Origin of the sequence: Methylomonas koyamae, assembly GCF_001644025.1 — a bacterium.
Classification (GTDB): Bacteria; Pseudomonadota; Gammaproteobacteria; order Methylococcales; family Methylomonadaceae; genus Methylomonas; species Methylomonas koyamae_A.
The window spans coordinates 1-14,107 of sequence record NZ_LUUK01000035.1 but is presented as its reverse complement, the minus strand read 5'-3'; the positions used below and the strand labels follow the sequence as shown (position 1 = coordinate 14,107).

General features: G+C 55.6%; 10 protein-coding genes. 1 reads left to right on the top strand and 9 read right to left on the bottom strand.

The window, feature by feature from the left end:
* Positions 1-111: 111 nt before the first annotated feature.
* The 5 genes from A1355_RS03370 to A1355_RS03350 form a co-directional block, all read right to left on the bottom strand.
* Positions 112-1,104: a DUF4062 domain-containing protein gene (locus A1355_RS03370; RefSeq protein ID WP_082885333.1), complete on the bottom strand. Its 993-nt coding sequence runs from the start codon at positions 1,102-1,104 to the stop codon at positions 112-114.
* 125 nt (positions 1,105-1,229) lie between these two features.
* Positions 1,230-1,445, bottom strand: a complete 216-nt coding sequence (locus A1355_RS03365) for a DUF2283 domain-containing protein (RefSeq protein ID WP_064024983.1) — start codon at positions 1,443-1,445, stop codon at positions 1,230-1,232.
* Between the two features lie 263 nt (positions 1,446-1,708).
* Entirely contained in the window at positions 1,709-2,392 is a 684-nt protein-coding gene (locus A1355_RS03360; RefSeq protein ID WP_064024982.1) for a hypothetical protein, read from the bottom strand.
* Between the two features lie 144 nt (positions 2,393-2,536).
* The gene (locus A1355_RS03355) at positions 2,537-3,268 is read right to left on the bottom strand and encodes a DUF3800 domain-containing protein (protein WP_064024981.1); all 732 of its coding nucleotides are present in this window, start codon (positions 3,266-3,268) and stop codon (positions 2,537-2,539) included.
* 18 nt (positions 3,269-3,286) lie between these two features.
* Complete coding sequence (locus A1355_RS03350) at positions 3,287-5,437, bottom strand: adenosylcobalamin-dependent ribonucleoside-diphosphate reductase (RefSeq protein ID WP_064024980.1); 2,151 nt, start codon at positions 5,435-5,437, stop codon at positions 3,287-3,289.
* Positions 5,438-5,884: 447 nt separating this feature from the next.
* Here A1355_RS03350 and A1355_RS03345 point away from each other — a divergent pair, with 447 nt between their 5' ends.
* Positions 5,885-6,208, top strand: a complete 324-nt coding sequence (locus tag A1355_RS03345; protein WP_064024978.1) for a hypothetical protein — start codon at positions 5,885-5,887, stop codon at positions 6,206-6,208.
* 4 nt (positions 6,209-6,212) lie between these two features.
* Here A1355_RS03345 and A1355_RS03340 read toward each other — a convergent pair whose 3' ends face one another.
* The 4 genes from A1355_RS03340 to A1355_RS03325 form a co-directional block, all read right to left on the bottom strand.
* Entirely contained in the window at positions 6,213-10,436 is a 4,224-nt protein-coding gene (locus A1355_RS03340; protein WP_064024976.1) for a DEAD/DEAH box helicase, read from the bottom strand.
* A gap of 81 nt (positions 10,437-10,517) precedes the next feature.
* Positions 10,518-11,405, bottom strand: a complete 888-nt coding sequence (sucD, locus tag A1355_RS03335) for a succinate--CoA ligase subunit alpha (RefSeq protein WP_064024975.1) — start codon at positions 11,403-11,405, stop codon at positions 10,518-10,520.
* A 9-nt stretch (positions 11,406-11,414) separates the two neighbouring features.
* Positions 11,415-12,596 (bottom strand): malate--CoA ligase subunit beta, encoded by a 1,182-nt coding sequence (locus A1355_RS03330; protein WP_064024974.1) that lies wholly within the window; start codon positions 12,594-12,596, stop codon positions 11,415-11,417.
* 124 nt (positions 12,597-12,720) lie between these two features.
* Positions 12,721-13,674 carry an HpcH/HpaI aldolase/citrate lyase family protein gene (locus A1355_RS03325; RefSeq protein WP_064024973.1) on the bottom strand — a complete coding sequence of 318 codons (954 nt, stop codon included), beginning with the start codon at positions 13,672-13,674 and terminating at the stop codon, positions 12,721-12,723.
* Between the last annotated feature and the right edge of the window lie 433 nt (positions 13,675-14,107).

The window sequence follows — 14,107 nt, the reverse complement described above, 5'->3', positions numbered from 1 at the left end:
TTTTTCACCAGCCTGTTAAATGTGGCTTCGCGGTAGCGAAACAATATCCATATAAGTTTTAAATTCCGAGTGGGCACAAAAACCGTACACACCCGACCTAGATAACAATATCTACGGCCCTTCTACATATTCAAGAGCACAAACTAAAGTCAACTCAATTTCATGATCAATGATAACGCGACGACGACCGTTAATATTTCTGGCTGATATTTCAAATAAAGTGCTCGCTACTCCAGGCTCATAGTCAAACCCATATACAGGTTGCTTTGTTTCATATTCACCCTGAACTGTTCTGACAATAATGCTTACTTCCTTATCTGCCGGGATTTCAATCAGTTTGAGAGCTTGCTCACCTTCAGCGAATACCTTATTGAGTTTTCCAGAAAGCACTGAATTAATTGACGTATCCACAGGTTGAAAAGATCTCTTTATAGCACTTCCGTAGGAATATGAAAGAGCTTTACACTCGTGTTCTTCAGCACGACCATAAATTCCAAGTTTTCCCGTTATAGAAATAGTTCTGCCATGAAACAGTTTTGGAAGGGCAATAAACTTAGAAAGCAAGCTTATAGAGGACTCAAGCTCCTTTTCAGAATCCTCTTTACCAAGCTTGAAGTCTGATTTTGGCAACTCGCGCTTAAGATCAGCAAATACCTTTGCTGCTAAATCACTAGGTGACCTAAAAAAATCCACAGTGAGATCAGCTTTAACCCGCTCTTTGAATTCATCCAGTTTAACAGCATCTTCACCTTTGGATATATACTCAACGGGAAACGAATGTTTCTCATCCATCAAATACGCAAAACGCGGCAATTTTAACTCTGTCGCCTTATCAAATTCGCATTCTACAAAAGACTTTTTAGATAATGGATCAATAGTACCGTATCTCGGCCCAAGGAACATTATGAATACTTGTGATTTTGTAAGTTCTTCAAGGCAAGTTTCCAAAGGCTTCTGATCTCTTGCACCAAAAAACTCTTGAGCGTTAATAATACCAGCATGACTAATAATTTCTTTTATTACTGCATCGCGATAATCTTTCATATCAATATAAGTCGAGCATATAAAGAAATTTATGTCTGTAAGATGCTTTTCTGAACTCATTTATAGCATTCCGGTGTTTGACATTATGACTATAGTTGGTGGATTGACTATAGAGCTGTAAGGCGCTCAAGCGATAGCGTCACGCGCCATGCTATCCGGCGGGGGAAAGCTCTTCGCTTTTACCGTCATGCCGCCTGCAATTCCCTCAACGGCAGATGCAATACCGCTAAATTCTGAATATCCGCTTTTTGGCTGGCATGCTGCACATCAATACCCACCAGTGCGCCATTTTCATCGAAATCCAAAACCACCCCATCGCTGACTTCATCCGAATCAACCGAAGGCCTATCGGCTAAATGAATGTAAAGCGAATCCGTTGCTTGGTCGTAACTTAATTTCATGGTTTAAATCTCCGGTCGGGAAAAGCATTATGGACAGTTAATCCGTCGCCCAATGTAACAACTCGCAAATATTTATCCAGCTCCCCTATAAATATCCAATGACGAATTCGCCCATCATCTTGCATTTCGCGGCGAAACGGTTCGGACAATGCGGCTTGGCACCATTCGAGTTTAATGTACGGCCGTTTCAGCAGTACATCATTGCGAAAATATTCGGTCGTCGCCAACTCAGTCATTGCCGGATTATAACGGACTGCCTAGCATTAACCACACTTACTCTCCCCACAATTCAAACAAGTCATACACCCATCCATCAACACCATCGCCTTGGTCGAACACTTGTTACACAGCACGGCCTTTTCCGGAAACGCCTGCCCCTCGCTGGAACCGTGCAAAGCCTCGAATTCCCGGCGCTTCTCGTCCAACAACTGCTGGTGATGGTCGCTGAGTTTTTCCGGCTTGATCATGCCGATGTGCTTCAGATGCGACTCGATGGCATGGCCAATTTCAGCGACCAAGGACGGCATGAACACCCCGCCTTTTTTGAAATAACCGCCGCGCGGATCGAACACCGCTTTCAGTTCTTCGACCAGGAAACAAGCGTCGCCGCCCTTGCGGAACACCGCCGAGATGACCCGCGTCAACGCCAGTACCCATTGGAAATGCTCCATATTCTTGGAATTGATGAAGATTTCGTAAGGCCGGCGCTCTTCGTGGGCGGTGTCCTGATTAAGGATGATGTCGTTGATCGTGATGTACAAGGCGTGCTCGGATTGCGGCGTCTTGATCTTGTAGGTGGAGCCGACCAGCATTTCCGGACGCTCGACGTTTTCGTGCATCGATTCCAGCGACGGCTTTTCCGCTTCCGCTTGTTGAACCGCTTCGGCGCTGTCCTTGCTCAGGACTTTGTAGCCGACGATTTTTTTGCTGATTTTGTGTAGGGTCATGTTGCTTGCCTTTAAAATTTTGTCTGTTGAATTCGTCAGTTACCGAGCTTGACTAAACAGGTTGCCAAACAGATAATGTCGCCAAGGATTGAGGATACTCGGTCGACAAAAAGCCTCGGTGGTTACATCGGGGCTTTTTGTTTTTCAGGGGTAGCATTTCAATCCGTATCCATGTTTATCGCCCAGGTTATTGGTATAGAATTTTTCGTTCACGATTTCGAACGCCCTGTTGCTTTGTTCCGGCCTTAAATAATGCAGCCCGATAGGGCGCGCTACCAAATCCGCCAATTGCAATCCTGCGGAATTGCTTTTCTTGTCGGCGAACACCAATTGGAACGGCAGAGGCTTGTGCAAGTAGTTATCACCAGCGCAAATACGCCGAAACTCCAATTCCAATTCATCGTCTTCTACTTTGCCGCGTTGTTCCACGACGATATGGGTCAAAGACGATTGTCGCAAACAATAAAAAATCCGTTCTAATCCAAAACGCAGGCCGATATGGTAAGGGTTTTCCACCATATGATGTTTTTGCCGGTAACGTTGTTTATCGATCACGGAACTGATTAAGGTAAACGGCGATTGTTGAATGATTAACGTCAATTCGTTCAAAAAATCGAATTTAAGCTGCCGACTTTTCAAGAAAGCAAAACTGCCGCGATCCCGACGAATATCTGTTTCATGCAAGATTATCTGATCGTGGCCGAAATGCTTGAGTTTAAACGCCTGAATCAACGGCACCACACTTTGAACATAATCCTGCTTTTTGAAAATACAAAACACCAGTACGAATATCGGATAACTCGGGTCAATACTATTCAAACCGTGGTCACCGCTTTCATCGACGTATACGATGTAATCAGAAAATGATCCGTTCATCTGGAATCGTTCGACGAATCAAAACTTGCCGTAATAGCCTTCTTTCAACGCATCGAACAAATTGGCGGCGGTGTGGATTTCGCCGTCGTATTCCACTTCTTCGTTGCCTTTGAATTCGACCACATGACCGTCTTCCAGCGTGAACTGGTAGGTGGTGTTTTCCAGGTCGGACTCTTTCACCAACACGCCCTGGAATACTTCCGGGTTGAAGCGGAAGGTGGTGCAACCTTTCAGGCCTTGTTCGTAGGCGTATTCGTAGATCGACTTAAAGTCTTCGTAGGGGTAGTCGGTCGGCACGTTGGCGGTCTTGGAAATCGACGAGTCGATCCAGCGTTGCGCGGCGGCCTGAATATCCACGTGCTGTTTCGGGCTGATGTCGTCGGCGGCGATGAAGTAGTCCGGCAGTTGTTGCTCGGGATTGTCGCTATAGGGCATCGCGTCCGGGTTGACCAAGTGGCGGTAGGCCAGGAGTTCGAACGAGAACACGTCGATTTTTTCCTTGGACTTCTTGCCCTCGCGGATCACGTTGCGCGAATAATGATGGGCAAAGCTGGGTTCGATGCCGTTGCTGGCGTTGTTGGCCAGAGATAGCGAGATGGTGCCGGTCGGGGCGATCGAGCTGTGGTGGGTGAAGCGGCAGCCGGTTTCGGCCAGTTGCGCCACCAGTTCCGGCTCGACTTGCGCCAGCTTTTGCATGTAGCGGCTGTATTTGGCGTGCAGCACCTTACCCGGCACCTGGTCACCCAGTTTGTAGCCGTCAGCCAGCATTTCCGGGCGTTTATGCAGCATTTCGCCGGTGACTTCGAACAGTTGCTCCATGATCGGCGCCGGGCCTTTTTCCTTCGCCAGTTCCAGGCCGGTTTTCCAGCCCTCCACGGCCATGACCTTGGTGACTTCTTCGGTGAAGTCCAGCGATTCGGCGTTGCCGTATTTCAGGCCCAGCATCGTGATCGTCGACCCCAGACCGAGATAGCCCATGCCGTGGCGGCGCTTGCCGGTGATTTCGTCGCGCTGTTTTTGCAGCGGCAGGCCGTTGATCTCGACGACGTTGTCCAACATGCGGGTAAAGATGCGCACGGTCTTGCGGTAGTCGTCCCAGTTGAAGCGGGCTTGCTCGGTGAACGGCTGCTCGACGAAGCGGGTCAGATTGATCGAGCCCAACAGGCAGGAGCCGTAAGGCGGTAGCGGTTGTTCGCCGCAGGGGTTGGTGGCGCGGATGTGCTCGCAGAACCAGTTGTTGTTCATCTCGTTGACCTTGTCGATCAGGATGAAGCCGGGTTCGGCGTAATCGTAGGTCGAGGACATGATGATGTCCCACAGGCGGCGGGCCGGCATCACTTTGCTGATCCGGCAGGCCACCAGACCGGCCTCGTTGACCACGTAACCTTTCTTATTGGGCAGATCGCGCCAGATCACTTTGGCGCCATCGTTCAAATCCAACTGGTCGGCGATCTGTTCGCGCTCGGTAATCGGGAAAGACAGCGACCACGGGCCGTTGTTTTTGACCGCTTCGACGAATTCGCTGGTAATCAGCAGCGACAAGTTGAATTGGCGCAGTCGGCCGTCCTCGCGCTTGGCGCGGATGAAGTCCACCACGTCCGGATGGGCGACGTCGAAGGTCGCCATTTGCGCGCCGCGCCGGCCACCGGCCGACGATACCGTGAAACACATCTTGTCGTAGATGTCCATGAACGACAGCGGGCCGGAAGTATAGGCGCCGGCACCGGACACGTAGGCGTCGCGCGGCCGCAAGGTCGAGAATTCGTAGCCGATGCCGCAGCCGGCTTTCAGGGTCAAACCGGCCTCGTGGACCTTATGCAGAATGTCGTCCATAGAATCTTCGATGATGCCCGACACGGTGCAATTGATGGTCGAGGTAGCGGGCTTGTGCTCCAACGCGCCGGCATTCGACACAATCCGCCCGGCCGGAATCGCGCCCTGGCGCAAGGCCCACAGGAATTCCTTGTAATGCTGTTCGCGCAAGGCCTTGGTTTTCTCGACATCGGCCAACGCGCGGGCAACCCGTTTGTATGTGTCGTCGATACTGGCGTCGATGGCCTTGCCGTCCTTGGTCTTCAAACGATATTTGCTGTCCCAGATGTCCAGGGAAGCGCTTTGCAGCGGAATATCGGTATCGGTGGACGGTACAACGGAAAGTTTTGCGGTCATGCGCGGATTCCCTTTTGGTCTGATGGTTACTGGACGAACCCGCTCGTCGGAGCGAGTTTCACAAGCCGACAAACGCGCCGCCTCGAACCGATAGTGTCCGAACCGGCGAACTCGGCGACGTTTGTGCTTGTAAGATATTGATGTTTATTACGAATTAACGCGAAGACACTGTGCGGGCTTGCGCCACTGCATGTAGTGCCATTGGAAAAATGTTAGCACAATATATTGTGATGCCGGCAGAACTTTTTACGCTACGCCCGAGGAAAAACGCGCAGCCTTTTCAGTTCAAGGAGTTAGCGCGCGCAGTTGAAACCGAATCGATTTCCCGGTTAGCCGGCAGGGTTAAGAAAGGTTTAATGGTAGCGACTAAAATGGGCCCGCCGGCTTGAAGCAAGCCGGCGCCCGGCCGATAGGCCGAGCTCACTCAACTCACGAGGAAAACCACCGATGAACAACATCGCCAAGATTGTTAGCACGACCGCCCTGTTGGCGGCGATCGGGTTCTGCCAACCGGGCGTGGCCGGCACGCCACGCATCGATCAGCGCCAAATCGATCAAGAACGTCGTATCGAACAAGGCGAAGCCTCCGGCGCGCTGACCACCCGCGAAGCCAATCGTCTAGAACATCAACAAACCCGTATCGAACGCCAGGAAGCCAATGCCAAGGCCGACGGCGTGGTGACGAATACGGAACGCGCCCGCTTGACGCATCAACAGAATAAGGCCGATCGGGCGATCGCTCGCAAGAAGCACAATCTAAGGCGGCAATAAGCCGCTATGCGACTTCGGCCTTCATCAAATCCAGCAATTCGTTGGCCGACACCTTGCCGCTCAAGTCGGCGCCATCCAACAGACTATCGGCCAGGTCGCGCTTGTGGCCATGCAGCGCGACGATTTTTTCCTCGATGGTTTGCTTGGCGATCATCCGGTAAATCGTCACCGGCCGCTGCTGGCCCATCCGGTGGGCGCGGTCGGACGCCTGATCCTCGACCGCCGGATTCCACCACGGGTCCATGTGAATCACGTAGTCGGCGGCGGTCAGGTTCAAACCGACGCCGCCGGCTTTCAAACTGATCAAAAACAGTTCGCCTTCGCCGCGTTGAAAGGCATCGACCCGCGTCTGGCGTTCCTTGGCCGGCGTGGAGCCGTCCAGATACTGGTAACGAATGCCGCGCCGCTCGACGTATTGCTTGATTAATTGCAAATGATCGACGAACTGGCTGAACACCAGCGCCTTGTGTTTGTTATCCAGCAATTCGTCGACGATCTCGCCGAAGGCGGCCAATTTACTGCTGGGCAGTGCCAGATCCGGGTTGACCAACTGAGTGTTGCAGCAACTGCGCCGTAATTTGGTGATCGCGGCCAGGATCTGTAGATGGCGTTGGCCGGCCGGTCCTTCCGCCGCGCTGAGCACGCGCAGACTGTCGCGGCGCAAGGCCTCGTAATAGGCGGTTTCTTCCGGACTGAGTTCAACGTAAATCGGGATTTCGGTGCGCGGCGGCAACTCCTGCAACACCTGAGTCTTGGTCCGGCGCAGGATGAAGGGCTGGATCAATTTCTTCAAGCGAAACCGCGCTTCGGCGCTGCGTTCGCGTTCGATCGGTCCGGCGAAGCGCTGATTAAATTGTTCCAGCGAGCCGAGCAGGCCCGGATTGATGAAGCGAAACAGATTCCACAGCTCGCCCAAATGATTTTCCAACGGCGTGCCGGTCATGATCAACTTGAAGCCGGCCTGTAAATTCATCGCGCCTTGGGAGCGGCGAGTGGCTACGTTTTTAATGGCCTGCGCCTCGTCGAGAATCACGGTGCCGAACTCGATTTTCGCCAGCATCTCGGCCACCTGCTCCTGCTGCAACAAGCCGTAGCTGCAAATCAGCAGATCGAAGGCTTGCAAATTTTCCAGCAAGCGCTGGCGGTCGCCGGTACCGAGCACGATAGGGTTCAGAGTCGGCGCGAAGCGGATCGCTTCGTTCTCCCAATTGGCGCACACCGAGGTCGGCGCGACGATCAAGGCCGGTCCCAGCGGCGCGCGCTCGACCAGCAAGGCCAGACCCTGCACGGTCTTGCCCAAGCCCATGTCGTCGGCCAGACAGGCACCCACGCCCCATTGCGCCAGCCGCGCCAGCCAACGATAACCGTCCATCTGATAGTCGCGCAATTCGGCCTGAAAAGTGGACGGCACTTGCGGCTGATAATCGCGGGACGCCTGCAAGCGCTGCATGTGCGCCTGCCAATGCTGATCGGCCATGAAGCCGACCTCGTCTTCCCAGTCTTCCAGCGTCAGCGCCGCCAGCGGGTTGATGCGCACCTTCTTCCCGCTGAGATCGGCGTAGGCTTTCAAATCTTCCAGGCGGCGGCGGAATTCGTCGGTCAACGCGATGAACTGGCCATCCTTTAATTGCAGAAAACGGCCCTGGCGGTTGTCGAGCAAACCCAGCAATTGCTGCATGTCCAACACAGTGTCGTCGCCGACTTTCAGCTCGCCCTGTAGGCTGAACCAATCGTTGTCGCGCTTGATTTGCAGGCTGAGGCCCTTGCCGCTGGAATGACCCAACACCTTGAACCGCACGCCTTCCGGCCACTCCAGAATCGCCTGCCCCTCCGGCAAGGCTTGGATTTGCAGCAGCAACTCCAGACAGGTTTCCGGATGATCGAGCAGCCAGTCGCCGGCGCTGTCGCGCTCGCCGTCGCCGAGAATCGGACAGGCATCCAGCACCGCCTCGGCCCGGCGTTTTTCCAAGCGCAGATTACGCGCGGCCTGCAAGGCCTTGCCGTCGATCTCGGCCAGCACGCTTTCGCCGCCCTGGCCGGGCTGGAAATAGGCGCCGCCGTTGGCGAAGGGCCGCACCAGCAAGGCTACCCGCAATCCTTCGCCATGCGGCAACAAATGTAGGCGCGGGGTCGGATCGGCTTCGACCTGCTCGGCGCTGCTGGAACTGCCGCCGATGTCGGAATGCACGGTCAGCAACCCGGAAATGCCGGTCAGGGTTTGCAACACCCGCTCCTGGGCGGTCATCGGCACTTCCAAGCCCTTGGGGCCCAACACGCCGTAAATTTTGTGGTGCTCGGCGGTAAATTCCACCACCTTCAAGCGGGTCGGCGCTTCCTTGGCAATATAAAACTTTTGCTCGAAACCGGGCGCCGGCTCCAAACTGATCTTGATTCGATCGTCCTTGCCCAACTTCTTGACCCGCAATTCCGCCTCGCCCTTAACGATTTCGACCCGGACTTCCGACGCATCGGCCCAAAATACCAAGGGATGGCCGATCAAGGCTTGCGGCGTGCCGGCGTCGAACGCGAAAAAAGTGTTGCTGCCGTACCAGCCGCTGTCGCGGTATTCCTTGATGTGGGCGCAGATTTTCAGGTCCTGGTCGGTCAGGTAATCGAAACCGGCGGTTTCCTGGGCCAGGCGCTTCAACGCCACCGCCCGGCCCTTGCTCCAGCCGCCCTTGCCCTGCTGTTTTTGCTCGCGCGGCTCGATTTCGATACGGTGATTTTTCTCGTCGTGACTGATCAGCCAAACCAGCCGCAATGCCTTGTCGCTGGCGGCCGCTTCCGGCTTTTTATCGGCCAGCGGCAAATTCAGCAGCGCATCCAAGGCCACTTCCCAATCGGCGCGACTGACGAACAACGTGCTCAGCGCGGTCCGACCTTCCAAGAAACCGGCATCCCATTGCTTGGCGCGCGGCAAGTCGATACCGGCGAAGATCTTGGCCAGCTCCGCCGCCGGCCAGCGATAACCGTTGGCCAGCAAATGACTGTAGAGCTTCTGCTCCAACGGATCGACCTTATCGACAAAGTCGGTTTTAACCCAGGACTTGATGACCAACAACAACACGTATTGAAACAGCGACGTGGCGTGCACGCCGTCCGGCGTGCCGCTGTCGCGAAAACCGCCGCTGAGCCGGAACGGCAGCTCCAGGCGCAATAGTTGATCGCGAACCGACAGGTCGCCTTGCAAAAACTGGTTGAAGACCGCCAGATAGTGGTAGATGCCTGTCCAAGGACCGCCCAGCTTGCCGGCCTGATTCAGCAAGGTCGCCAATTTGGCGCGCTGCTTGGTGTCGCCGTATTTGAGAATGGCCAGCGGATAAAACACCCCCGCCAACCCGTAAAAGTAAATGTTGCGTTGGCCGCTGAGCTTGCGAAACGCCGCCAACGCCTTATCGTAACCGGTCAGCGCGGCGGAAGCTTCGCCACGCAAAAAAGCCAGCATCGCCGCGACCGCCTGCAACTCGGGATCTTCGGTACCCCGCACCGCGCCGGCCACGCCGTCCCAGTCGCCCTCCAACAACTTCAACTCCAGTACCACCCGCGGCAACAAGGCATCCTCGCGGCCCTTGTCGGTATCCAGCAAATGCCGGTAAAGCTGTTGCAAGTCGGAGTTGGCGTAAAGATAAACCAACTGGTGCATCGCCGCGAATCCGGCCATTTCCAGTAATAGCGGGCCGTGTTGGCGGGCGAATCCGGCCAGGTCGAGCGGATTCAGAAACCAGGACAGGTATAAATCGATCGGGTCCGGAATTTTGCCGGGATAGTGATCGCCGATCTTCAAACATTGCGCGACTTGCGCGTAATCGCCGCGATGAAAAAACAGTCTGGCCTCGCGGATGCAATCGTCGACGCTGTTATAGCGGTAATAACCGTGACCGGGCGGATTATGGGTGGTAACGACGGCCGCGTAGCGTTCGAATTCGTTGTCGTCGACCATTTGCCGAACGATCACTTCCGCCAGGGCCCGCGAACAACGGGTACCGCCGGGCCGGGGGTTTTCCTCGAGCAATCCGGCGGCGATCAGCGGCTTGATCCTGGCCTTGACCGACTCGGACTTCAACACCTTGCCGCCTTCCTTGATGCCCAGACTCGCCAGGCATTTAGCCAGCGTGGTTAACGAGCAGTATCCGTAATACATCGCCAGCAATTTCACGATCGTCTGGTGTTCGGCCGGCAGACGGCGGTAATGGTCGAGACACTGGCCTCGTTGCGATGCGGATGTCATAACTCGGATCTAAGCAAAAGGAACATTGGAAATAAAAAAGCCCGCATCCCGCGGGCTTGGTGGCGGCTGGCCCGGCCGGATTTACAGCTTGGCCAGTACTTTGGCGATCGTCTCGCCCATTGCCGCCGGTGTCGGCGCGATCGTCACACCCAGTTCTTTCAGCCTTTCGACTTTCTCCGCCGCCGATTCGCCGGTCGAGGAAATAATCGCGCCGGCATGACCCATGCGACGACCTTTGGGCGCGGTCAGACCCGCGATATAGGCCACCACCGGTTTACTCATGTTTTCCTTGGCGAATACGCCGGCTTCGACTTCTTGCGGGCCGCCGATCTCGCCGATCATCATCACCACCTTGGTCTCCGGATCTTGCTCGAAACGCTCCAGAATGTCGCGGTGCGAGCTGCCGTTAATCGGGTCGCCGCCGATACCGACCGAGGTCGATACGCCGATGCCCAGCGCCTTCATTTGGTCGGCGGCTTCGTAGCCCAGCGTGCCGGAACGGCCGACGATGCCGACGCTGCCGGGAATGTAAATGTGGCCAGGCATGATGCCCAGCATCGCCTTGCCTGGGCTGATGGTGCCGGCGCAGTTAGGCCCGGTCAACACCATGCGTTTTTCCTTGGGGAATTTGCTCAAAAAGTTTTTGACCTTCATCATGTCCTGAGTCGGAATACCGTCGGTAATCGACACGCAGTATTTAATACCCGCATCGGCGGCTTCCATGATCGAATCGGCGGCGTAAGCGGGCGGCACGAACACGATGCTGGCTTCGGCGCCGGCCTGTTCGACCGCTTCCTTGACCGTGTTGAACACCGGCCGGCCCAAATGGGTTTGACCGCCCTTGCCCGGCGTAATGCCGCCGACTACGTTGGAACCGTAGTCGATCATTTCCTGGGCGTGAAAGCTGCCGATCTTGCCGGTAAAGCCTTGAACGATGATGCGGGTGGATTTATCGATGAAAATTGACATAGTGTTTCCTTATCCTTGCGCGGCCACGACTTGGTTGCGGGCGGCGACGGCTTTTTCTGCGGCTTCCGCCAAGGTATCGGCGGTAATGATCGGCAATCCGCTATCCTCGATGATCTTGCGGCCCTGCTCGACGTTGGTGCCGGACAGGCGCACCACCAGCGGCACTTTCATATCGATGTTTTTAACCGCTTGGACGACGCCCTCGGCGATCCAGTCGCAACGGTTGATGCCGGCGAAGATATTGACCAGCATGGCTTTGACGTTTTTGTCCTGCAACACCATCCGGAAGGCTTTTTCGGTACGCTCGGCCGAAGCGCCGCCGCCGACGTCCAAAAAGTTGGCCGGCTCGCCGCCCGCCAGTTTGATCATGTCCATCGTCGCCATCGCCAGACCGGCGCCGTTGATCATGCAACCGATGTCGCCGTCCAGGCCGACGTAGCTCAAGCCGCGGTCGGCCGCCGCCATTTCGCGCGGATCTTCCTGGGTCTTGTCGCGCAACTCGGAAATTTTTTGACGGCGGAACAAGGCGTTGTCGTCGAAACCCATTTTCGCGTCCAGCGCGATCAATTCGTCGTGACCGGTAATCACCAGCGGATTGATTTCGATCATATTGGCGTCCAGGTCGCGCATCGCCCGGTAACAACCTTGAATCAATTTAACCGCTTGCGGCACTTGGTCGGCGGTCATGCCCAACGCGAACGCCATCTCGCGCGCTTGAAAATCTTGCAAGCCGACGGCCGGCTCGATGTGGATTTTCTTGATCGCGTCAGGGTTGGTCTCGGCCAGTTCTTCGATTTCCATGCCGCCTTGCGCCGAGCCGACCATAACGATGCGCTCGTGGGCGCGGTCAATCAGCAGGCTGAAATACAGTTCCTTAACGATGTCGGCGCCGGCTTCGACATACAGGCGCAAACATTGTTTACCGGCCGGACCGGTTTGATGGGTTACCAAACGTTTGCCGAGCAAGGCTTCGGCGGCGGCGCTGACGTCGTCGTGGGTTTTGCACACCTTGATACCGCCTGCCTTACCGCGCGCGCCGGAATGAATTTGGGCCTTGACGACCCAGACGTGGCCGCCGATTTCGCGCGAGCGTTGCACCGCGTCTTCCGGACTGTAAGCCAGACCGCCCTCGGCGATTTTCACGCCGTATTCCGCGAGCAACTGTTTTGCTTGGTACTCATGAATGTCCATGGGTTCTCTCGTGATATTGGAAAATGTAGGTTGGGTTAGCGAAGCCTAACCCAACATTAAAGCCTTCGTGTTGGGTTAGGCCCTTAGCCTTCGCTCAGGACTTACCCAACCTACAAGAATTGAATTATTTGGTTTTCGCGGCGATCGCTTCGGCGGCGCGCACAATGTTGTTGGCCATCCGTTCGGACGCGGCGTCGATCAAACGACCGTCCAGCGCGGCGGCGCCCTTGCCTTGGGCGGCGGCTTCCTTCAAGGCTTGCAGGATACGCTTGGCTTTTTCGACTTCGGCCGGCGGCGGGGTGAAGACTTCGTTGGCCAACGCGATTTGCGACGGATGGATCGCCCATTTGCCTTCGCAACCCAGCGCGGCGGCACGGCGGGCGCCGGCTTTGTAGCCTTCCGGGTCCTTGATGTCGCCGAACGGACCGTCGATCGGCCGCAGGCCGTAAGCCCGGCAAGCCACCGTCATCCGGCTGATCGCGAAATGCCACTGGTCGCCCGGATAATCCGGATTCAAACCGCCGATGTTGACGGTACGGGCGCGATTGCTGGCCGCGTAATCGGCGACACCGAAATGCAGGGCTTCCAAACGGCCGCCGATGGCGCCCTGCTTGGCGATGTCTTCGACGTTGGCCATGCCCAACGCGGTTTCGATCAAGGCTTCGATACCGATTTTATTGGTCAGGCCCTGCTGCATTTCCAACTGGCTCAGCATCGCATCGACCATGTAAACGTCGCTGTAAACGCCGACCTTGGGCACCAACAGGGTTTTGATTTTAGCGCCGGCCTGCTCGACCAGATCGACCACGTCGCGCACCATATATTGAGTGTCCAGACCGTTGATCCGCACCGACAAGGTGATGCCGTGGCCCTCCCAGTCCAAATCGTTGATGGCTTGGATCACGTTTTTACGGGCTTGCAGCTTGTCGTCCGGCGCGACCGCGTCCTCCAAATCCAGGAAAATGAAGTCCACACCGCTTTTCAGGGCTTTTTCGAACATGTCCGGATTGGAACCCGGCACCGCCAGTTCGCAGCGTTGCACGCGTTGCGCGTTGGCTTGGTAAAGAGTGTGGCTCATGAATCAATTCCTAAGGTTAGTGAGAGAACGGCTGTTTTTGCTGTTCCGGCAATGATTTAAATAGCCAGCCATTTTACTTTCGGGACGTGCAAAGTCAACGCTTGCGGACGGATGCGCGCACTATCATGGAGCAAACGCCGACGCCCTAGCCAGCGGTCCGTACGCACCGACTGCAGGTAGAGTAAATGGCTTAGCCTGAAAATCGTCGAATAATACGCCGGCTAGCGGTGCCGCGATGCCAGCGATCGCGAGTGACGTGGAGATGGCGGCGCCGATAGGCTTAGCGCCGGCCGGGATTTCGTATGGCCGAGGGAAGTCGAACGGGACTACTCAAGACCGACAAATTCATTTTAGGATGCACGACGAACCACGAGTCATGCCTGGGCCAAACGGCGCGCATGGCCCAGGCGACTTAAATACCCCCGGCGCTCAT

Bases quoted from the DNA above. Each gene is read 5' to 3' on its own strand.
- A1355_RS03370 (WP_082885333.1), bottom strand. From the start codon at position 1,104: ATGAGTTCAGAAAAGCATCTTACAGACATAAATTTCTTTATATGCTCG.
- sucD (WP_064024975.1), bottom strand. From the start codon at position 11,405: ATGTCAATTTTCATCGATAAATCCACCCGCATCATCGTTCAAGGCTTT.
- A1355_RS03360 (WP_064024982.1), bottom strand. From the start codon at position 2,392: ATGACCCTACACAAAATCAGCAAAAAAATCGTCGGCTACAAAGTCCTG.
- A1355_RS03345 (WP_064024978.1), top strand. From the start codon at position 5,885: ATGAACAACATCGCCAAGATTGTTAGCACGACCGCCCTGTTGGCGGCG.
- A1355_RS03350 (WP_064024980.1), bottom strand. From the start codon at position 5,437: ATGACCGCAAAACTTTCCGTTGTACCGTCCACCGATACCGATATTCCG.
- A1355_RS03325 (WP_064024973.1), bottom strand. From the start codon at position 13,674: ATGAGCCACACTCTTTACCAAGCCAACGCGCAACGCGTGCAACGCTGC.
- A1355_RS03340 (WP_064024976.1), bottom strand. From the start codon at position 10,436: ATGACATCCGCATCGCAACGAGGCCAGTGTCTCGACCATTACCGCCGT.
- A1355_RS03355 (WP_064024981.1), bottom strand. From the start codon at position 3,268: ATGAACGGATCATTTTCTGATTACATCGTATACGTCGATGAAAGCGGT.
- A1355_RS03330 (WP_064024974.1), bottom strand. From the start codon at position 12,596: ATGGACATTCATGAGTACCAAGCAAAACAGTTGCTCGCGGAATACGGC.
- A1355_RS03365 (WP_064024983.1), bottom strand. From the start codon at position 1,445: ATGAAATTAAGTTACGACCAAGCAACGGATTCGCTTTACATTCATTTA.